This window comes from Streptomyces sp. NPDC057694, assembly GCF_042799415.1.
Lineage (GTDB): Bacteria > Actinomycetota > Actinomycetes > Streptomycetales > Streptomycetaceae > Streptomyces.
In genome coordinates, this window is the sequence record NZ_JBHVIX010000001.1 from 1,390,158 (window position 1) to 1,409,434 (window position 19,277).

Sequence of the window (19,277 nt, forward strand, 5' to 3'; positions counted from 1 at the left end):
AGCCCGGGTGAGAAGGAGTGAGAAGGAGGTGACAGCCGCGTAACGGGGGATTCCGCCGCGCCCGCCGGGCTGTGCATGATGTGCGCGCCGCGGTCACCCCTCATCCGCGGCACCGCATCCGCCGTGACCCGTGGAGATCGCCCGTGCCCAGCAAGAAGGCCCTCGTCCGCCGGCCAGGCCCGCGCCTGGCGGAGGGGCTCGTCACGCACGTCGAGCGCACGCCCGTCGATCCTGGGCGGGCGGATGAGCAGTGGCAGGAGTATGTCTCGGCGCTGGAGGGGCACGGCTGGGAGACGGTCCTGGTCGAGCCGGCCGACGACTGCCCCGACGCGGTGTTCGTGGAGGACACCGTCGTCGTCTTCCGCAACGTCGCGCTGATCGCGCGCTCCGGCGCCGCGTCGCGGCGCGAGGAGACGTCGGGGGTCGAGCAGACCGTGGCGCGCCTCGGCTGCTCCGTCAACTGGGTGTGGGAACCCGGCACTCTCGACGGCGGCGACGTACTGAAGGTGGGCGACACGCTCTACGTGGGCCGCGGCGGACGCACGAACGCGGCCGGGGTCCAGCAGCTGCGGGCCGTCTTCGAGCCGCTCGGGGCCCGTGTGGTGGCGGTCCCCGTGGCCAAGGTGCTGCACCTGAAGTCGGCGGTCACGGCGCTCCCCGACGGCACGGTGATCGGCCACGAGCCGCTGGTCGACCACGCCTCGCTCTTCCCGCGCTTCCTTCCCGTGCCGGAGGAATCGGGCTCCCATGTCGTCCTGCTCGGGGGAAACCGGCTGCTCATGGCGGCCAGCGCGCCCAAATCGGCGGAGCTGCTCGCGGACCTCGGCCACGAGCCCGTCCTGGTGGACATCTCGGAGTTCGAGAAGCTCGAGGGGTGTGTGACGTGCCTCTCAGTGAGGCTGCGCGACCTCTACGTGTAACCACAGCTCTTTATGGAGCGCTTAACCTACGGCAACGTAACCTACGACACCGTAGGTAGAACCGCTCGCTGTACCTCCGTCCCCCAGGAGCCCCCGTGACCGTCATCTCTCCCCGTCTCGGCTCGTCGACCACATGGACCGACGCCCGCCTTCTGTACGCGCTGGAGGAAGTGGTCGAAAAGGAGCTGAACCGCCATCTGAAGGTCGCCAAGGACTGGATGCCGCACGAGTACGTGCCCTGGTCCGACGCCCGGAACTTCCCCGGTCACTTCGAGGACGGCGAGGCCTGGGCGAAGGACCAGTCGAAGGTCACCGAGGTCGGCCGCACCGCACTGATCGTCAACCTGCTGACCGAGGACAATCTCCCCAGCTACCACCACGAGATCGCGACGCTCTTCGGGCGCAACGGCGCGTGGGGCACCTGGGTGCACCGCTGGACCGCCGAGGAGGGCCGGCACGGCATCGTGATGCGCGACTACCTGCTCGCGTCGCGCGCCGTCGACCCCGACCAGCTGGAATCCTTCCGCATGTCGCACATGAGCGAGGGCTACGAGTCGGACAACAACCACTCGATGCTGCACTCGATCGCCTACGTCGCGTTCCAGGAGCTGGCGACCCGGGTCTCGCACCGCAACACCGGCCACCAGTCCGGTGACCCGGTCTGCGACCGGATGCTGGCGCGCATCGCGACCGACGAGAACCTGCACATGGTGTTCTACCGGAACCTGCTGAAGTCCGCGTTCGAGCTGGCGCCCGACCTGACGATGCAGTCCGTGCGCGACGTGGTGGTCAACTTCCGGATGCCCGGACACGGCATCCCCGGCTTCGAGCGGGCCGCCGCGCAGATGGCGATCGGCGAGGTGTACAACCTGCGGATCCACCACGACGACGTGATCCAGCCCGTGCTGCGGTTCCTCAAGATCATGGAGATCGGCGGGCTGGGCCCGGAGGGCCTCAAGGCGCAGGAGGAGATCGGCCTGTTCATGGGCGGCCTGGACTCCGAGGCGTCCAAGTTCGACGAGAAGCTCTCCGCCCGCAAGGCCCGCATGGCGGCTCGGGCCGCCGCCGTCTAGCCCCGTAAGGGGCGCGGGGCTGTTTCGATGTGCGGATCCGCCGCGTGGGCGCGGCCGGCCACGACGAAAGCCGCAGACGCGTCTGCTCATGCACCGAGCAGACGCGTCTGCGGCTTGTTTGTGGTTGCTCGCGCAGTTCCCCGCGCCTCCTACGGGGCTGTACTCACCTGCGCCGACGCGTCGCGGACATCGGGGTACAGGTGGGCCCGCAAGGTCCGCAGGACGTCGCGCCACGGCTCGGGCCACCCCTCGCGCTCCCCCTGGGCCACGGTGACGGCCCAGGCGAGCAGCCCCTCGGCGAGGGGCCCGGCCGAGGCCAGCTCCCGTGCCACCGGCAACAGCACCGCGCTGGGCACCCGCTCCCCGCGCAGCCCCCGACCCAGCCGCTCGCGCAGCCGCTCCGCCGTCCGCAGGGCCAGCGCGGGCCGTCCCTCGTGCAGCCGGGCGAGCGCTCGCAGGTCGTCACCCGGCGCCGAGAGGTCCACCGCGGCGAGCCGCACCCGCGCGGCCGGGGCCACGAACGCGTCGTCGGCAGCCAGGACGCCGGCCAGTTCACGGGCGAGCGGCCGCATCGCCGGGTCCAGCGTGGCCGCGCCCGCCAGGACCCCGGCGACGTTCTCGACGCGGCGGTGCGCGGGCCGGTCCCGCCCCTCCCCCGCGTCGGGCGCGGGCCCGGCGGCCATCAGGGTCCGCACGGCGCCGGTCAGCGCGTCCGCCGCCGCCCGGGTGCCGCCCGCGGCCGTGACGAGGCCCGCCCCGGCCGCGCTCCATACCCCGGGGGCCCGCCGCTCCAGGTCGGTCAGCAGCCGCACCAGGGCGTCGAGGGCCTGCGGCGCCCACGGCACCCAGGGGGCCAGGGCGGTCAGGGCCGCGTCGGCGAGTTCCGTGTCGTCACCCGCCGTGTCGGCGATCCGGGCGACGAGGGCGGCGTACCGCGCGCGCCGGTCCGGGGCGACGTCGTACACGGCCAGGCGCAGTGCGGCACGGCGCAGCACGGCCGCGCTGCCCTCGGACGCCGCGTCGGCGAGGATCTCCCAGGTGGCGTCCTCGCCGAGCAGCCGGTCGGCGGCGAAGGCGACACACGCGGCGCGTACGTCGCGGTGGGCGGCCGGGTCCGCGTAGGCGCGGGCGAGGCGGTGCGCGGCCTGGGGCGCGGGAAGCCGGACCGCGGTGAGCCGGGCGGCCTCCTTGCGGCTGGTGACCTTCTTGCCGTCGCCGGTGAGCAACTCGTCGAGGAGCGGGGCGAGTTCGGACGGGCGGGCCTGCCGGGAGGCCTGGGTGAGGGCGTACGCGGCGACGCGGGCCCGGTCGTCGCCCGCGTGCGAGAGCAGCAGGGGCAGCTCGTCGGCGGTGCGGCCGAGTACGCCGAGCGCCGCTTCGGCGAGGGGGACCTCCGGCGCGGCGGCCCACCGCCGGACGAACTCCCGGCCGCCCTCCGGCACATCGGCGGCGGCACGGATCGCTTCGGCACGCCGCCCCGTGTCGAGTGACGCGTCCTCGGCGAGTGCCTTCAGCTGCGCCAGGTACGCGCGCTGTTGGCGTGGCAACCAGCCGCGTACCGCGCGCCCGTAGTGCTCCGCCGGGAAGGCCCACGGCCCCTTCCCCGACAGGAACCGCCCGTACGGCGCGGGGCCTTCGAGGTAGCGGTCGAGGAGATCGGTGCGCCGGTGGGCCACCACCGTCGCCACGGAGGGCAGTTCGATCGCGGACGGCACCAGGTCGAGGACCTCGGCGACGCGCTCGTCGCGGGTCTCGCGCGGTTCGAGCCACAGGTCGATGGCGTCCCAGGAGGTGCCGTGGTCGCCGTGTTCGACGGCGGCGCGCAGCTTGCTCTGGAGCTCGGGCAGTCCGGCGGCACGGCGCCCCAGGGAGCGGGCCAGCGCGAGGAGGAGACGGAAGTCGCCCCTGCTCTCGTCCTCGAGGAGGCGGCGCCGCAGCACCGCGTAGATCTGGTGTTCCTGGCCCCGGCGCAGGGTTTCGTCGAGGTCGCCGAGGGCGGTCGCCGACACATGGTGGTGGACGGCGGCCAGCGCCCCGAGCGCCCACTCGACGGGTTCCCGCTCCGGGTTCGCCGCGTGTTCCCGCAGAATGCCGACGGCGAGGCCGATGATCGCGTGCCGCGTGGCGTACGAGCTGTCGCGGGCCTCCAGCGCGTCCTTGACGAGCCGGCCGAGGTCCGGCAGCGCGGCCGCTTCCCACAGCGCGGGGTGGACGTCGTTGGCGAGTGCGCTCAGGGCGGCGAAGCGGACAGGGTCCTGTTCGTTGCTCAACCGCCCTGCCAACTCGGCTGCTACGACGGTGATCCGAGCGGGGTCGGCGGTGCGGGCCGCGTTGCTCACGTACAGCGGCCAGGCCGTGGCGCGATGGTCGGCGACAGGTCTGCGGGTGGCGGCGTCGAGGGCTTCGCGGACCTCGTCGGGCGGCAGGTAGGACTGGGCGAGCAGCACGACGTCCCAGGGTTCGCCGCGCTCGCGTGCCGCCTGCGCGGCGGGACGGGCCACGTCGGCGACGTAGAAGCGGGGCAGCGCGTCGAGCACGTCCGAGTCGACGCCGCGGTCCGCGGTGCCGCGTCCGGCGAGGGCCGTCTCGTAGGTGGCGGGCCGGTCGGCGGGGGCCTGGGCGCGCAGGAGCGCGGCGAGGTCGTGGGGCCGCTCGGCGGCGGCACGGGCGTAGGCGGCCGCCTCGGGCCCGTCGAAGCGGGCCACGGCGCGGAGCACCGCCGTCGTCAGGGTGCCGTGACCACTGAGCCGCCCCTGCCAGGGGCCGGTCATCATGCGCAGCACGCGGGCCGGGTCGGCGGCGGCGAGAACGCGCAGGACCGGGCGCAGCGGCCAGGGGAAGTGGCGGGGCGGATGCGCGTCCAGGAGGTCGAGGACCCGCAGCGGCTCGGCCGGGGCGACGGCGGCGAGGGCCCGGCCGTAGTGGTGCCACCAGCCGTCGCGGGCGGTGTCCGGCACCTCGGCGAGTTCGCGCGCGGCGGTGTCGAGCACGGCACCGGGATGCCGCGCGGCGAGCCCCGTCCAGCCGCGTACGGCGGGGAAGACGTCCGGCAGGACGCGGTCGACGACCTCCGGGGAGCAGCCGGGCAGCAGGCGCGCGGCCTCCGCGTCGCCCCACTGCGCGCGGACGGGGTCGACGAGACGGTCGGCGAGCGCGGTGCGCCGCTGGACGACGATGGCCCGCAGCAGCGGGCGGCGGACGGCTTCGGGCGCGTCGTCGAGGGCGGCCTCGAAGGCCGTGTCGGGCACGCCGGGCGCCCGGGCGGCACGCCGGGCGTGGCCGCGGACGAACGGGTCGGGGTCGGCGAGGTGTCCGGCCGCCCAGGCGGTGTCACGTGCGGCGCAGGCGAGGATCGCGGCGATGCCGCGCTCGTAGGCGCCGAGGGCCGACAGTTCGGCGACGATCGCGCCGAGTTCGCCGTTCGCGGCGAGCACGCGGGCGCGGCGGGCGGCCTCGCTGGTGCGGCGTGGGTACGGCAGCGGGGCGAGATCGTCGAGGAGGCGGGCGGCGGCACTGGTGCGCGGGGCGGACATGGGAGGAGTCTGCCGGGTTCGCCGCGCGGACCCCAGCGATTTACCGGAGGTGTCGGTGATGACGGTGAGCGACATCGGCGTGTCTGGCCGTGCATTCACATTGATGGCGATCCTGTGCAGCTTTCGCCGCCTGACCACCAAGAACTCGGACGAGACCGCTCAACTCGCCGTCCGCGCACCGCCGGTGGCGTGATAACACGGAGTGATCAAACCGAAGGAGGCTCCGCCCGCATGGGTATCTTCAACCGTCGCCACCAGGTCGCGACCGTCGATCCGGCCCCGGCCGTCGTCAGCCCTCGTACGCCGTTCCCGGGCGAGAGCGCCGGCGACGCGGCGCTCGATCCGGCGCTGCGCGCGCTTTCCGGGCAGTGGACCATCGACCGCCCGCACAGCCGGATCGGCTTCTCGGTGCGCCACGCGATGGTCACCACGGTGCGGGGCGCCTTCGCCGACTACGACTCCACGCTGTACTTCGACGGGGCGGTGCCGTCCCGGTCGCGCGCCGAGCTGGTGATCCGGGTCGCGAGCGTCGACACCGGTGTGGAGCAGCGTGACGCGCACATCGTGGGGCGGGACTTCTTCGACGCGGCCCGCCACCCGGAGATGGTGTTCCGCAGCACGTCCACGGTCCACGAGGGCGGCGAGACGTTCCGCATGGCCGGGGACCTGACGATCCGCGGCGTGACGCGCTCCGTGGACCTGCAACTCGACTATCTGGGCTCGGTGCTCGACCCCTTCGGCTTCGAGCGGTCGGGCTTCGACGGCACCACGACCATCGACCGCACCGAGTGGGGCCTGGTCTACAACAAGCGCCTGGAGGCGGGCGGCACCATGGTCAGCGAGAAGGTGCGCCTGCAGTTCGACATCTCGGCGATCCGGGCCACACCGACGAGCTAGGGCGTGTCCGGCGGATCAGGTCGCGTCCGGGTGGCCCGCACCTTCTGTGCTGGCGAGCGGGGTTTGGTGCGTGCAGCTGCAAGGCGGAGGAGGGCGACAACGCGGAGCGTTGGCAACCGACGACAACGCCGCAGATGGGCGTGCCAGACCCCGCGCCCGCGACAAGATCCGCCGGACACGCCCTAGGGCCTGTCCGGCGGGCAGGCCCTGGGGCGTGCGTCAGCCGCGCCGGAGCTGGTGCCGCTCCTTCTCGGAGAGGCCGCCCCAGACGCCGAAACGCTCGTCGTTGGTCAGCGCGTAGTCCAGACAGGCCGGCCGGATCTCGCAGAGCCGGCAGATCTGCTTGGCCTCTCTGACGGAGCTGCCCGGTTCGGGGAAGAAGAAGTCGCCGCCGGTCTGGGCGCACAGGGCCTGGTCCTGCCAGGTGGGTTCGGCAGGCGGGAAGGTCGTGTTCGCGTGCATGGGGCGAGCCTGCCGCCCGGCGAAAAACGTTCGATCAACGCGCGATCAACGCCCCGCCGGACGGCCGCCCGTCCTCAACTCTGGTCCGGGTCCCCCTTCAGGACGGCGAAGCCCGCGCCGTACGGATCGGCGAGCTTGGCGATCCGGCCCACGCCGGGCACATCGACCGGGGCGGAGCGGACGGTGCCGCCGAGCCGCTGCGTCGTGGCGGCCGTCGCGTCCACGTCCGGGACGTGGATGTACGGCGTCCAGTGCCCGCCCGCCCGCGCCTCCGCCGGGTCGGAGTCCAGCGGGACGATCCCGCCGAACATGGCGTTCGGGTCCGTGCCCGCCGGGTTGACCGTCGTGTACGTGCCGCCCGGGAACTCCACGTCGAACGTGCCCCAGCCGAAGACCGTGCCGTAGAACGCCTTGGCGGCGGCCGGGTCGGGGACGTACAGCTCCACCCAGTTCAGCCCGCCGTCCTCCGTCACGTGCTCCAGGCCCTTGTGGACGCCCGGCTGCCAGATGCCGAAGGCGGCGCCGCCGGGGTCGGCGAGCATCGCCATGCGGCCCAGGTCGCCGACGTCCATCGGCGGGAAGAGGGTGGTGCCGCCGGCCTGCTCCACCGCCTTGGCCGTGGCCTCGGCGTCACCGGTCTGGAAGTACACGCTCCAGGCCGGGCCGCCCTGCTCGGGGGTGACGGTCATGGCGCCGGCCACGGCCTTGTCGCCGAGCCGGAAGGTGCCGTATCCGCCGTACTCGGGACCCGCCGACGCGAACTGCCAGCCGAAGAGTCCGCCGTAGAAGGAGACCGCCCCGTCCAGGTCCGGCGTACCGAGGTCCAGCCAGACCGGCCCGCCGTTCACGAAGTCTGTAGTGATCATGGTCGTGCCCTCCTCATCGAGGGAATTTCCGTTTTCCGCTCCGGACTGCCGAGTCTTCCACCGCCCACTGACAATCGCCGTCCCACCGGGCCTGACCAGGCAAGGTACGGACCAATCGTTTGTATACCGACCGTCTTCAACATGTGAACGCGATCATTTGCTGGGAGCGCTCCCTGCCATAAGTCTTGACGCTTCTGGTCACTCTCGCCACAGTGGGGCTCCCCCACACCCCCCACATGTCGGGAGAACCGATCGTGATATCGCGCAGGCTGTTTCTCGCCGGTGCCGCAGCGACCGTCGGAACGGCGGCCGCATCACTGACCGTGCCGTCCTGGACCGCGGGCGCCGCGCCCGCCACCTGTGAACTGGCTCTGGAGAACAAGTCGTTGAGCGGCGCCGTCAACGCGTACGTCACCGGGCACGAGCAGTCCACCGGCAACTGGGTGCTGCTCAAGGCCGACGGCAGTGTCTACCACCCCGAGTCGCCGGGCGCCCCGCAGACCCCGCTGCCCGTCGACTGCGCCATCCCGCTGGGCTCGGCGGGTTCCGCGCCGAAGGTGGTGACGCTGCCTCAGATGTACGGCGCCCGGGTCTACTTCGTCCGGGACGACACGCTCGACTTCTTCCTCAACCCGGGCCCGTCGCTCGTCGAGCCCGCCTTCGCCACCGAGGCCGACCCGAACTACGGCAAGACCTGGTCGTTCTGCGAATTCACCTTCAACACCGAGCAGTTGTACGCGAACATCAGCTACGTCGACCTGGTCACCGCGCTGCCCATCGGGCTGACCCTGGAGGGCGACGCCACCCACACCGTCGCCCCGCTGCCGGACGGCGCCGTCGACAAGATCGCGACGGATCTCGCCGCGCAGGCCGCGAAGGACGGGCAGCCCTGGGACAAGCTCGTCATCAAGGGCGGCGACGGGAAGGTGCTGCGCGTGATCGCGCCGCAGAACCTGATGGCGCCGTTCTTCGGGCAGCCCGACCAGATGCCGTTCCGCGACTACTTCGACGCCTACGCCGACCAGGTGTGGGCGAAGTACACGGACACCGACTTCAGCATCGACCTCCAGGGCGGGCGCGGGGTGTTCACCGGCCGGGTCAGCGGTGACACCCTCACCTTCAACGGCGGCCACACCTTCACCAAGCCGTCCGCGAAGGACATCTTCACCTGCAACTACGGCCCGTTCGCGAACAATCCGTCGGACTCCGACGACAAGAAGGGCCTGCTGGCCCGGCTCGCCGCCGGATTCAACCGCGGCATCATGCTCACGCACCCCGAGCAGCCGAACGGCGCGTCGTCCGCCGACTACTACCAGGAAGCGACGACGAACCACTGGTCCCGCATCGTGCACGCCAACTCGCCGATCGGGTACGCGTTCCCGTACGACGACGTGCGGCCGGACGGCGAGCCGGACGTGTCCGGCGCGGCGAACGACGGGAACCCGCGCCGGTTCACGGTGAGCGTCGGCTCGTAGGCCGGTCCGCACGCGGCTCAGTCGCGGGCGTCCTCGCGGATCAGTTCCACCGCCTTCTCCGCGAGGGCGACCGTGGGCGCGTGCGTGTGGCCGCGGGTGATGTGCGGCATGACGGAGGCGTCGACGACACGCAGCGCCTCGGTGCCGCGCACCCGCAACCGCGGGTCGGTGACCGCGTTCTCGTCCGTGCCCATGCGGCAGGTGCCGACCGGGTGGTACAGGGTCTCGGCGCCGGACCGGATCGCGCGGGCGAGGGCGTCGTCGTCGACGACGCCGGGGTAGGCGCCCATGGGCGAGTTGTGCAGCGGGCTCAGCGCGGGATCGGCGAGGAGTTCCTCGGCGCGGCGCACGCCCGCGACGAGGGCGCGCAGGTCGTCGTCCGCGGTGAGGTAGTCCGGGTCGATGGCGGGGCCCCGGCCCGCGCCGGTCGGGGTGATGCGGCCCTCGCTGTGCGGCTGGAGGAGGATCACGCCGATGGTGAGGCCGTGTTCGGTGGGCGGGGTGAGCCCGTGGTTCACGAAGGGCACGGGAGCGAAGAGCAACTCCACGTCGGGTGCGGCCAGTTCGGGCCGGGACGGGACGAAGGCGATGGCCTCGCCGACGTTCGAGGTGAGCGGGCCGCGGCCGCCGAGCAGGAAGCGGGCGAGGTTGGCGGGGGTGTCGGCGCCGGTGAGGGAGACCGGGCGCGGGCAGCGGACGGTGACCGCGTAGGCGAGGTGGTCCTGGAGGTGGCGGCCGACGCCGGGCGAGGCGACGAAGGTGTCGATGCCCGCGGCGGCCAGCGTCTCGGGGTCGCCGATCCCGGCCTGCTGGAGCAGGTGCGGCGAGCCGACGGCGCCGGCGCTGAGGATGACCTCACGGGTGGCGCGCAGGGTGCCCGCGGAGATGCCTTCGGCCACGACCCCGGCGGCCCGGGTGCCGTCGAAGTCGAGCCGGGTGACACGGGCGTCGGTGTAGATGTCGAGGTTGGGCCGGCGCGCGGCGGGCTTGAGGTAGCCGTCGGCGGCACTCCAGCGGCGCCCGCGGTACTGGTTGACCGGGGTCATGCCGAAGCCCGCGTGGTCCGGCTCGTTCAACTCCCCCAGTTCGCGCAGGCCTTGGGAACGGCAGGCGTTCAGGAACGCGGCCGTGGTGGGGTTCGGGGAGCGCTGCGGCGAGATGTGCAGGGGCCCGTCGGTGCCGTACACGGACTGCGCGGGGCGCTCGCCGCCCCACCGCTCCGCCCGCCGGAAGTACGGTGCGAACGCGTCGTACGCCCACTCCTCCCCCGCCGCCTCGCCCCACGCGTCGTAGTCGGCGCGGTGGCCGCGCACCCACATCATCCCGTTGATGGAGGAGGACCCCCCGAGGGTGTGACCGCGCGGCCAGTACAACTCGCGGTCTTCCAGAGCGGCTTGCTTGGTGGTGGCGAAGTCCCAGTCGTACGGCGTCTTGAACAGTTTCGGGAACGCGGCCGGTATCCGGATCTCCGTCTTGCGGTCGCGGGGCCCCGATTCGACGAGGGCGACCCTGACGGCGGGGTCCTCGGTCAGCCGCCCCGCGAGCACGCAGCCGGCCGACCCGGCCCCGACGATGACGTAGTCGTACGTACGGTCCTTGCTCAACTCGGCTCCCTTTAAGGGCTGTTGGCTCCTACAGGTGTTACCGATGGTCTACACCCGGGCGGGGCCGACCGTACACAGCCGGTTGCGGTTTCGATCTCAGCGCCGCGCTTTCACCCCCAGCGCGGGCAGGACGGTCTCGGCCACCCGGTAGGCCTCTTCGAGCAGGGGGTTGCCAGAGAGGATGAAGGTGTCGACGCCCAGCTCCCGGTACTCCTGAAGCCGCTCCACGACCTGGGCCGTGGACCCGACGACGGCGGTGCCGGGTCCTGGCCGGAACAGGCTCATGCCGGGCCACAGGTTCGGGTGGGTCTCCAACTCCCTCGCGCGGGCCGGGACCCGGCCGCCGTGCTGGCGGAACTGGCGCTGCCAGCCGACGCCGTCCTCGCCCGCCCGGTCGCCGAGCTGACGGGCATAGGTCGCCTCGCTCGTGACGTCGAGGAGACGGTCGGCGGCGGCCCACGCCTCGTCCTCGGTGTCCCGGACGATGAGGTGCAGACGCAGGCCGTAGCGCAGGGTGCGGCCGTGTGCGGCGGCGCGCTCGCGCACCCGGTCGAGCTTCTCCTTCAGCAGGTGCGGGGGTTCGCCCCAGGTCAGGTACACGTCGACGTGTTCCGCGGCCATCTCGATGCCGGGCGCCGACGAGCCGCCGAACCACAGCGGCACGTGCGGGGCCTGGACCGGCTTGAGGTCGCGGAACGAGCCTCCCGCGTTCTTCAGGTCGTAGAAGCGCCCCTTGTGGTCGAAGACCTCGCCGGCCGTGAGGCGTTTGACGATCGACCAGTACTCGGCGCTCAGCTCGTAGCGTTCGTCGTGCTCGACGTGGAGCCCGTACTCCTGGAGGGAGGCGGTGGAGCCGTTGACGACGTTGAAGCGGAGCCGGCCGCCGAAGAGGGTGTCGAAGCTCAGCGCCATCTTGGCGAGGAGGGTCGGGGAGATCAGACCGGGGTGGACGGCGAGGAGCGGCTGGAAGGAGGTGCTGGTCGAGGCGGCCAGCGCGCTGCCGAGCGGCCACACGTCGTACAGGTCGGTGGCGAGGAGGGCGCCGGTGTAGCCGAGCCGTTCCACGGTTCCGGCGAGCTGCTGGAGGTAGCCGAGGTCGACGGGGCGGCGGCCCTCGGGCTCCCAGGGGTAGGCGCCTTCGCGCGGGATGATGTACCAGAGGACCTCGGGCGGGGCGCTCGCGCTCATGCCCGCTGCTCCCCGGCCGTGCGGGCGACGGCGTCGGCGACCCGGACCGGGCGCTCGACGAATCCGGTCCTTACGAAGATGTCGGCGGCCTCCTGCTGCTCGGCGAGGAACGCGTCGCTGACCTCCTCGATCTTCCAGGGCAGCGCCTTCAGCGCGCTCTCCCAGTCGTCCGCCGTGCCGCCCTGGTGCTCGGCGGCGATCTCGGCGGCCTCCCGCGGGTGCGCCTTCGCCCAGTCGTCGGCGCGCTGGAGGGCCCGGACGAGGGCGGCGACGACGTCGGGGCGCTGTTCGGCGAGGTCGCGGCGGGTGAAGAAGACGGAGCGGTCGGAGATGACGTCGCCGGTGCGCAGCAGCACCCGGACGCCGCCCTCGCGCAGCGCGGCGACGAGCTGCGGCCCCTGCGCGACCCAGGCGGCGATCTCGCCGGAGCGCAGGAGCGCGGCGCTGGTGTCGTCGGAGCGGACCGGCGTGATGTCGGTGGCGTACGAGAGTCCGGCGTCGTCCAGGGACTTGGCGACGAGGTGGGTCTGCCAGGAGCCGATCGAGAGGTGGACGGTGGCGCCCTTGAGGTCGGTGACGGTGCGCACGGGGCCGTCCTCGGCGACGAGGAGCGCGCCGTGGTCGGGGCGGGGCGCGGAGACGGCCGCGTAGACGATGTCGTGGCCGGCGGACTGCGCGGTGACGGGCGGGGTGGAGCCGGTGCCGCCGAAGTCGATGGTGCCGTCGGTGAGCAGGGCGCCGGTGCGTACCCCGTTGGTGTACGGGTGGAAGACGGCGGTCTCGCCGACGGCGGCCAGCTCTTCCTGGGCGTGGTCGAGGCGGGAGAGGTAGTAGAGGGTCGGGTTGCTGTTGTGGACGCCGATGGTGATGGTCATGCGGTTCGCTCCAATGGGGACGAGGGCGACGAGACGGACGAGGCGGAGGCGTGGACGCCGAGGTCGGCGAGGAGACGGCGGCGCAGGGCCGCGAAGGCGGGGTCGCCGGGGTCGCGGGGGTGGTCGACGGGGACGGTCTCGTCGGTGACGAGGCGGCCGTCGCGCAGGACGCAGACCCGGTCGGCGAGGCGTACGGCCTCGTCGACGTCGTGGGTGACGAGGAGGACGGCCGGGCGGTGGACGCGGCAGAGTTCGCCGACGAGGTCCTGCATCCGCAGCCGGGTGAGGGCGTCGAGTGCGGCGAACGGCTCGTCCAGGAGCAGCAGTTCGGGCTCGCGGACCAGGGCGCGGGCGAGGGCGACGCGCTGCGCCTCGCCGCCGGAGAGGGTGCCGGGCCAGGCGTCCGCGTGCCGTTCGAGGCCGACCTCGGCGAGGGCGGTGCGCGCCCGGTCCTGGGTGGCGCGGCCGCGCGGCAGGGCGACGGTGACGTTGGCGAGGACCTTCTTGGAGGGGACGAGCCGGGGTTCCTGGAAGACGACGGTGCGGGCCCGGGGCACGAGCACCTCGCCGTCGTCGGCGGCGTCGAGCGCGCCCAGGATGCGCAGCAGCGTCGTCTTGCCGCTGCCGCTCGCGCCGAGCAGCGCCACGAACTCGCCGCGGCGGATGGTCAGTTCGAGTCCGTCGAGGACGTGCCGGTCGCCGAAGGTGCGGCGCAGCCCCGCGATGTGGACGGCCGTGTCGGTGGCGGGTGTCGTCATCGGGTGGCTCCCTGGGTGGCGCGCCGCCAGGGCATGAGGGCGCGTTCGAGGAGGCGTACGGCGGCGTCGGCGGTGAGGCCGAGCAGGCCGTAGACGAGGATGCAGACGGCGAGGATGTCGGTGCGGGCGTAGCTCTGGGCCTGCGCCATCAGGTAGCCGATGCCCGCGGTGGCGTTGATCTCCTCGGCGGCGATCAGGGCGATCACGCTGAGCGTCATCGACAGGCGGAGGCCCGCGAGGAGCGACGGCAGCGCGCCGGGGAGCACGACCTCGCGGACGACGGCGAGGCGGCCCATGCCGAAGCTGCGCATCGCCTCGACGAGTTTGCGGTCGGCGTTGCGGACGCCGCCGTACGTGGAGACGTACATGGGGAAGGTGGTGGCGACGGCGATGAGGAGGACCTTCGCGGTCTCGTTGATGCCGAACCAGACCATGAACAGCGGGACGAGGGAGAGGAAGGGGATGGTGCGCAGGGTCTGGAGGGAGGAGTCGAGGAGTTCGTCGCCGAGGCGGGTGAAGCCGGTGACGACACCGAGGGTGAGGCCGACGACCAGGCCGATGACGAGGCCGAGGCCGGAGCGGGTGAGGGAGGTGGCGAGGGCGTCGGACAGCTGTCCGTTGCCCCACAACTCGCCGACTGCGTCGAGGACTTCGGCCGGTGAGGCGAGGACGTCCTTGGTGAGCAGGCCGGTGGCGGAGGCGATCCACCAGACGGCGAGCAGGAGGAGCGGTCCGAGGGCGCGGACGGTGAGGGCGTAGCCGCGGCGGCGGGGCCGCATCCGGGGCGGGCGCGGGGTGACGAGTGTGGTGGGGCGGGGCCGCGGTTTCGCTTCGGTCGTGGCCGTCGTCATGACAGCGTCCGCACGTCGAGGAGGTGCGCGGCGACGTCGACCTCGGTCTTGGTGACCTTCTGGTCGGCGTAGAACCGGGCGACGGCCTTGAACCGTTCGATGTCGGCGTCCTCGATGGGTTCGACGGTGCCGCCCTGCCGGGTGATGGCGATCTGGGTCTTCTTCGCGGCGCCGCCCAGGGCCTGCGGTCCGGCGTCCGTGTTCACGTTCAGGTACGCGGCCGGGTCCGCCTTCTCCTTGGCACTGGTGGTGTGGAGGTAGCCGTAGAGGGCGCGGACGACCTCGGGGTGCCGGTCGGCGAAGGCGGTGCGGACGGCGGTGAGGCTGTAGTTGTCGGAGCCGATCTCCTTGCCGTCCGCGATGAACTCGGCTTTTCCTGTGCCGAGTTCGGCGACCGAGTACGTCGACCAGACGGCCCACGCGTCGACCTTGCCGCTGTTGAAGACGGCGGCGGTCTGGTCGGGGCGCAGATAGACCCGCTGGACCTTGGAGGCGGGGATGTGGTGCTCGGCGAGGGCCTTGAGGAGGAGGTACTCGCCGGTGCCGCCCTGGTTGACGGCGACCTTCTTGCCGACGAGGTCCTCGACGTCGTCGATGCCGGACCCCTTCTTGGCGAGGATGCCCTCACCGGCCCCGTCGGGCGCCGTCGCGGTGAAGAACTTGAAGCCGGGCGTCTGCGCGAGGGAGGTGACGCCGGAGGTGATGGAGCCGGTGGCGATGTCGAGCTGGTCGGCGTTCATGGCCTGGGCGGCGGGCGCGAACGGGCCGGCGCTGCCGGTCCACTCGACCTTCGCGTGCACCTTGGCGAGCGCCTTGTCGAGGCTGCCGTCCTTCTTGCCGAGAGCGAGGGTGCCGGAGTTCCCCGGGTCGGGGATGCGGATGACGACCTGCCCGGCGGCCCCTTCGTCGGCCTGCGAGGTGCCGCAGCCGGTGGCGAGGGCGGTGAGCGCCGCGGCGGCGACGAGGGCGGCGACGGAGTTCTTGGTGCGCATGGCGGGCGTCCTCACGGGGCTTCGGGGGCGGTCGGCAGCAGGCGGGCCCGGCGCAGCGGCTCGGGGTCGGCCCACTGGTGCACGTCGACGGGCGCGGGCAGGAAGCCGTGCGCGCGCAGGGCGTTCTCCTGCCGTGCGAGCAGGTCGAGGCGGTCGGTGGAGAGGTCGGGGTGGAGGGTGCGGTGGGTGCCGGGGCGGTAGGCGCCCGCGACTCCCTCGGCTCCGGCGCCGGTCTCGGCGCCGAGGATGCGGGCCACGTCGCCGGGGTGCCCGGCGGCCCAGTCGGCGGCGCGCAGCAGCACGGCGAGGAAGCGGTCGACGAGGTCGGGCCGGTCGTCGAGGAGCCGCTGGTGGACGGTGATGGGGCGCGGCGTGCCGTTGTTGACGCGATGCGTGCGGTCCGGCAACTCATCCAGTTCCACGGCGACTCGGGCTCCGGCGCGGCGGGCCGCCTCGACGGCGAGGGCGCCCTTGACGTAGACGGCGTCGACGTCGCCGCGGCGCAGCGCCGCCAGTTCGGCGGCCCACTGCCCCCGGTGTCCGTCGGCGGGTACGTCGACGAGGCGGGCGTCGTCCAGGGCGAGGCCGGCGGAGGCGAGGGCGCCCTCGAAGCCGCGCAGGGCCATGGCCCGCCAGAAGTCGATGGCGACGGTGTGCCGGGGCACGGCCAGGCGCAGGCCGCGCAGGTCCTCGGCGCCGCGCACCGCGCTGCCGGGGGCGACGAGGACGACCTGCCGCTCCTCGATCCAGGTCAGCCCGATGAGCCGGGTCTCCTCGCCGCGCGAACGGGCCCACAGCGCGGGCACGTTGCCGCCCTCGCGGAACAGCCCGGGCAGGGCGTGCGTGTAGTGGGTCTGCCGGTCGACGTCCGGCGCGGCGTCCTGGAGCGACCGTACGGCGATGCCGTCGGCGGCGAACTCCTCGGCGAGCCAGTGCCGGTCGGCGGCGATGCCGGTGGCCGTGGGCACGGGACAACGGGTGAACCAGAGGGTGTCGGGGGTGGTGCGGGTCGGGGCGTGCGAGGGCATGGCGGGTCCCGGGTGTCAGGGTGCGGGGCGTTCGAGGCAGGGCGGTGCGCGGGCGGGCGGGGCCCACGGGCGGCAAGCCGCAATAAAGAAAGGGGGGAGAGAAAGAGCGGTGCGCGGCGGCGCGTCAGGCGCGGCGACAGGCGGCGCTGGTCACGCGGGCCAGATCGATGTGGCGGCGCAGCGTGAAGGCGGCCGGGACCGGGAGCGGGCGGGCGGCGGGCGCGATGCGGTGGTGACGGTGGTGCATGGCGCGGCTCCCTTCCCCGGATGTCCGGAACAGGCACGGTTGGTGCGGTGTGGCCGCAGACTCGCACGGGCCGCGGCCGGGCGGCAAGCGACGTCCCACGATGTGGGAGCGGGTGTGAACGCACTGTTGCGGCAGGGGGCCAGGGGTGCTCGGGGCTGCCGCGATGTGGGACGTTTCCTGTCGTCCCCTCACTCCCTCACCTCCCTCTGGGCCCGCCGTGACCGATGCCCCCCGACCGCCCTCCGGCTCCCAGGCCGTGCGCCGCGCCCTCGATCTGCTGCACTGCTTCCACGACAACGGGCCGGATCTGAGCGCCTCGGATCTGGCCCGGCGCCTCGGACTGTCCGGCTCCACGGCGCACCGGCTCGCCCGCACGCTGCTCGCGGCGGGCTTTCTGGAGCAGGACTTCCGCACGGCCCGCTATCGGCTCGGCCCTGCGGTGACCGAGCTGGGCCGCCTCTCGTACCACCAGCGGGGCCTGCACCTGGCCGCGCCGGAACTGTCGGACCTGGCCGAGCGCACCGGCGCCACCGCGGATCTGGCGCTGCGGAGCGGCCCGTACGCGGTGATCGTGGCGGGCGGCTCGGTCACCCCGAAGGTGGGGCTGCGCCGCCCGCTGCACTCCACGGCGCTCGGCAAGGTGCTGCTCGCCTGGCCGCGTCCGGGCGACGGCGACCTCGGCACGCTGCCCCCGCTGCCCGCCTTCACCGAGCGCACGATCGTCGAACGGGCCGCATTGGAGCGGGAGTTGGCGTCGGTACGGGCGTCTGGGCACGCCCTGAACGACGGCGAGTCCGCGCAGGGCGTGCGCACGCTCGCGGTGCCGGTCCTGGACCGCGCGGGCCACGCCCGGTTCGCGCTCGCGGTGCGCGGGACGCCGGAGCTGCTGCCCGACGCCCGTATCCCCTGGCTCCTGGACCGGGCCAGGGCCTGCGCGCGGGCCCTGGAGGTGCTCCTGCTGCCGCCGGACGAGCGCGGCGCGTAACACGACGCGGTCCGGTCAGTCGCGGGCGATCGCCGCCAGGGAGCGGCGCATCGTCAGCCAGTAGCACGCGCAGGACACCAGCATCCCCACCGGCAGCGCGAGGTCGACACCGTCGAGCGCGGCGGCGATCGGACCGGTGTAGAGGGTGTTAACACAGAGCGCGGCCGTTCCCGCGCCCGCCAGCAGGGAGAAGGCGCCCGCCCAGTTGACTCCGCCGCGGTACCAGAACGGGCTTCCGGGGCTCTCGTCGCACAGCGCCGGGCCGTCGTAGCGGTTGCGGCGCAGGACGATGTCGGTGGCGTAGACGGCGACGGACGGACCGAGCAGGACGACGGTCAGCTGAAGGACGTTGTTGACCGTGTCGAGGAAGTTGGAGATCAGCAGCCCGTACAGGGTGAGCGCGATGGCGACCGTGCCGTCGAACAGGACGCTGACCTGGCGGCGGATGGTGAGGCCGACGGCCTGGAGGGCGAGGCCGGCGCTGTAGGCGGTGAGGGCGTTGACGGCGATGGTGCCGAGGACGAGCGCGAGCAGGAAGAGCGGGATGAACCAGCCGGGCAGGATCGATTCCAGGGCCGACTGCGGGTCGGCCATGTCGACGGCGGTCGCGGCGAGCACGCCGATGAGGCAGGTCAGGAGGCCGGAGACGAAGTTGCCGAGGGCGGTCCAGCCGATGATCGCGCGCTTGGGCGTCGTCCGCGGCAGATAGCGGGAGAAGTCCGCGCTGGTGGTGTACGAGAGCGGGGCCGAGGCGACCATCGTGACCCCGGCGAGCACGGCGGCCCACAGGCCGGCCCCGGTGAGCGGGGCTTGCGGAACGTACCCGAAGTCCGTGTGCCGGACGACCACGACGGCGACCACGGCGAAGACCGCCGCGAGGGCGAGCGTGATGGGGAGGTACAGCTTCACGATCATGGCGTGGCCGTAGACGCTGACGGTCAGCGTGAGCGCGGCGATGGCGACGATGACGACGACCTTGACCGGGGTGTTCACCGTGATGCCGACCCGTGCGACGAGGGAGAAGGCGGCGACGGCGGCGGCCGACAGGTTGAGCGCGAAGTAGCAGACGGATATCAGCCAGCCGGTGATCGCGTTGTTCACGCGGTTGCCGATGACGCCGAAGAGCGCGCGGGTGACGACTTCGCTGGGCGCGCCCGCGGCCGGGCCGGGGACGGCGAGCACACCGGTGAGGACCGAGAACAGGCTGCCCACGACGAGGACGGCGATCGCCTGCCAGAGGGCGAGCCCCATCAGGATCAGCGAGCCGCCGACGACGAGGCTCAGATAGTTCACGCCCGTCGCGGCCCACACCGCGAACAGTTCGCGCGCCCTGCCCCGCCGGTCCGCGTCCGGGATCACGTCGATGCCGTGGGCCTCGATCCGGCCCGCCCGTTGATCACCGGCCGGGACGCCGGCGGCCGCGTCGGTGCGTGGGGACGGGTCGGGAAGTGTGGACGCCATCGAGCCCTCCGAGATGCCGAGCGGTGCTTGACCGATCCGCCTGCTTGCTTATTGGTCGCACA

The 19,277-nt window shown here is 73.0% G+C and carries 18 protein-coding genes; 6 read left to right on the forward strand and 12 right to left on the reverse strand.

What is annotated here, in order from left to right:
• Positions 1-143: 143 nt before the first annotated feature.
• Together ddaH and ACFVDP_RS06345 are read left to right on the forward strand one after the other, a co-directional pair.
• Positions 144-920 (forward strand): dimethylargininase, encoded by a 777-nt coding sequence (gene ddaH, locus ACFVDP_RS06340; protein ID WP_383484054.1) that lies wholly within the window; start codon positions 144-146, stop codon positions 918-920.
• Positions 921-1,015: 95 nt separating this feature from the next.
• A complete protein-coding gene (locus ACFVDP_RS06345) occupies positions 1,016-1,993 on the forward strand; it encodes an acyl-ACP desaturase (protein WP_383484057.1) in 978 nt (325 codons plus the stop codon).
• A gap of 149 nt (positions 1,994-2,142) precedes the next feature.
• On the opposite strand, the gene ACFVDP_RS06350 is transcribed toward ACFVDP_RS06345, so the two are convergent.
• The gene (locus tag ACFVDP_RS06350) at positions 2,143-5,526 is read right to left on the reverse strand and encodes a hypothetical protein (protein ID WP_383484060.1); all 3,384 of its coding nucleotides are present in this window, start codon (positions 5,524-5,526) and stop codon (positions 2,143-2,145) included.
• A gap of 58 nt (positions 5,527-5,584) precedes the next feature.
• Here ACFVDP_RS06350 and ACFVDP_RS06355 point away from each other — a divergent pair, with 58 nt between their 5' ends.
• Both ACFVDP_RS06355 and ACFVDP_RS06360 read left to right on the forward strand, forming a co-directional pair.
• Positions 5,585-5,719, forward strand: coding sequence for a hypothetical protein (locus tag ACFVDP_RS06355; RefSeq protein ID WP_383484062.1), 135 nt, complete (start codon positions 5,585-5,587; stop codon positions 5,717-5,719).
• A 38-nt stretch (positions 5,720-5,757) separates the two neighbouring features.
• Positions 5,758-6,423 carry a YceI family protein gene (locus tag ACFVDP_RS06360; protein ID WP_383484065.1) on the forward strand — a complete coding sequence of 222 codons (666 nt, stop codon included), beginning with the start codon at positions 5,758-5,760 and terminating at the stop codon, positions 6,421-6,423.
• 219 nt (positions 6,424-6,642) lie between these two features.
• Here ACFVDP_RS06360 and ACFVDP_RS06365 read toward each other — a convergent pair whose 3' ends face one another.
• Together ACFVDP_RS06365 and ACFVDP_RS06370 are read right to left on the reverse strand one after the other, a co-directional pair.
• Positions 6,643-6,885, reverse strand: coding sequence for a WhiB family transcriptional regulator (locus tag ACFVDP_RS06365; RefSeq protein WP_383484068.1), 243 nt, complete (start codon positions 6,883-6,885; stop codon positions 6,643-6,645).
• A gap of 74 nt (positions 6,886-6,959) precedes the next feature.
• Entirely contained in the window at positions 6,960-7,751 is a 792-nt protein-coding gene (locus ACFVDP_RS06370; RefSeq protein WP_383484072.1) for a VOC family protein, read from the reverse strand.
• 254 nt (positions 7,752-8,005) lie between these two features.
• Here ACFVDP_RS06370 and ACFVDP_RS06375 point away from each other — a divergent pair, with 254 nt between their 5' ends.
• Positions 8,006-9,226 (forward strand): glycoside hydrolase family 64 protein, encoded by a 1,221-nt coding sequence (locus tag ACFVDP_RS06375; protein ID WP_383484395.1) that lies wholly within the window; start codon positions 8,006-8,008, stop codon positions 9,224-9,226.
• A gap of 17 nt (positions 9,227-9,243) precedes the next feature.
• On the opposite strand, the gene ACFVDP_RS06380 is transcribed toward ACFVDP_RS06375, so the two are convergent.
• The 8 genes from ACFVDP_RS06380 to ACFVDP_RS06415 all read right to left on the reverse strand — a co-directional run bounded on the left by ACFVDP_RS06380 (position 9,244) and on the right by ACFVDP_RS06415 (position 16,769).
• The gene (locus ACFVDP_RS06380) at positions 9,244-10,830 is read right to left on the reverse strand and encodes a GMC family oxidoreductase (RefSeq protein ID WP_383484075.1); all 1,587 of its coding nucleotides are present in this window, start codon (positions 10,828-10,830) and stop codon (positions 9,244-9,246) included.
• A 96-nt stretch (positions 10,831-10,926) separates the two neighbouring features.
• A complete protein-coding gene (locus ACFVDP_RS06385; RefSeq protein WP_383484078.1) occupies positions 10,927-12,018 on the reverse strand; it encodes an LLM class flavin-dependent oxidoreductase in 1,092 nt (363 codons plus the stop codon).
• On the reverse strand, positions 12,015-12,893 hold the full coding sequence (locus ACFVDP_RS06390; RefSeq protein WP_383484082.1) for an ABC transporter substrate-binding protein: 879 nt from the start codon (positions 12,891-12,893) through the stop codon (positions 12,015-12,017). Before ACFVDP_RS06390 ends, ACFVDP_RS06385 begins: the two co-directional genes overlap by 4 nt.
• Positions 12,890-13,651 carry an ABC transporter ATP-binding protein gene (locus ACFVDP_RS06395; protein ID WP_383484085.1) on the reverse strand — a complete coding sequence of 254 codons (762 nt, stop codon included), beginning with the start codon at positions 13,649-13,651 and terminating at the stop codon, positions 12,890-12,892. Before ACFVDP_RS06395 ends, ACFVDP_RS06390 begins: the two co-directional genes overlap by 4 nt.
• Positions 13,648-14,502, reverse strand: a complete 855-nt coding sequence (locus tag ACFVDP_RS06400) for an ABC transporter permease (RefSeq protein WP_383484088.1) — start codon at positions 14,500-14,502, stop codon at positions 13,648-13,650. Before ACFVDP_RS06400 ends, ACFVDP_RS06395 begins: the two co-directional genes overlap by 4 nt.
• On the reverse strand, positions 14,499-15,494 hold the full coding sequence (locus tag ACFVDP_RS06405; protein ID WP_383484091.1) for an NrtA/SsuA/CpmA family ABC transporter substrate-binding protein: 996 nt from the start codon (positions 15,492-15,494) through the stop codon (positions 14,499-14,501). The genes ACFVDP_RS06400 and ACFVDP_RS06405 overlap by 4 nt, the downstream gene beginning before the upstream one ends.
• Positions 15,495-15,505: 11 nt before the next feature.
• Entirely contained in the window at positions 15,506-16,522 is a 1,017-nt protein-coding gene (locus ACFVDP_RS06410) for an ABC transporter substrate-binding protein (RefSeq protein WP_383484094.1), read from the reverse strand.
• 124 nt (positions 16,523-16,646) lie between these two features.
• Complete coding sequence (locus ACFVDP_RS06415) at positions 16,647-16,769, reverse strand: putative leader peptide (protein ID WP_383484097.1); 123 nt, start codon at positions 16,767-16,769, stop codon at positions 16,647-16,649.
• Positions 16,770-16,986: 217 nt separating this feature from the next.
• Between ACFVDP_RS06415 and ACFVDP_RS06420 the strand changes: the two genes are divergently transcribed.
• On the forward strand, positions 16,987-17,754 hold the full coding sequence (locus ACFVDP_RS06420) for an IclR family transcriptional regulator (RefSeq protein WP_383484100.1): 768 nt from the start codon (positions 16,987-16,989) through the stop codon (positions 17,752-17,754).
• Positions 17,755-17,769: 15 nt separating this feature from the next.
• Here the strand turns inward: ACFVDP_RS06420 and ACFVDP_RS06425 are convergent, their stop codons facing one another.
• Positions 17,770-19,215 (reverse strand): purine-cytosine permease family protein, encoded by a 1,446-nt coding sequence (locus ACFVDP_RS06425; RefSeq protein WP_383484103.1) that lies wholly within the window; start codon positions 19,213-19,215, stop codon positions 17,770-17,772.
• Positions 19,216-19,277: the final 62 nt, after the last annotated feature.